Annotated in this window: 1 pseudogene; it reads right to left on the bottom strand. The window is 61.7% G+C overall.

The features are described 5' to 3' along the window. A pseudogene (locus AYR66_RS25790) lies at positions 1-457 on the bottom strand (pyruvate carboxylase); the annotation flags it as partial.

The raw sequence follows: 457 nt of genomic DNA, 5'->3' as shown, positions 1-457 counted from the left end.
TTCGCACAGCGCGCCGGATTCACGTACCGCATCGATCGCGACACGCATGTTTTCCACCCAGTTCAGCGAATCGAAAACGCGGAACAGGTCGACGCCACCCGACGCTGCCTGCTGCACGAAGTGCTTCACTACATTGTCCGCATAGTTGGTGTAACCGACCGCATTGGACGCGCGCAGCAGCATCTGGAACAGGATGTTGGGCACTTCCTCCCGCAGCAGTGACAGGCGCTCCCACGGGTCTTCCTTCAGGAAGCGCATCGCCACGTCGAAGGTGGCGCCGCCCCAGCATTCCATCGAGAACAGGTTGGGCAGCATGCGCGCATAGTAGGGTGCGATGGCGCGCATGTCGGCGGTACGCATGCGGGTGGCAAACAGCGACTGGTGCGCGTCGCGCATCGTGGTGTCGGTCAGCAAGACTTGCGGCTGGTCCTTCATCCATTGCGCGAATTTCTCGGCG

It is taken from the genome of Noviherbaspirillum denitrificans, assembly GCF_002211445.1.
Taxonomy (GTDB): Bacteria; Pseudomonadota; Gammaproteobacteria; order Burkholderiales; family Burkholderiaceae_D; genus Noviherbaspirillum; species Noviherbaspirillum denitrificans.
The sequence above is the reverse complement of the archived record's forward strand: the minus strand, read 5'-3'. Positions and strand labels throughout refer to the sequence as shown.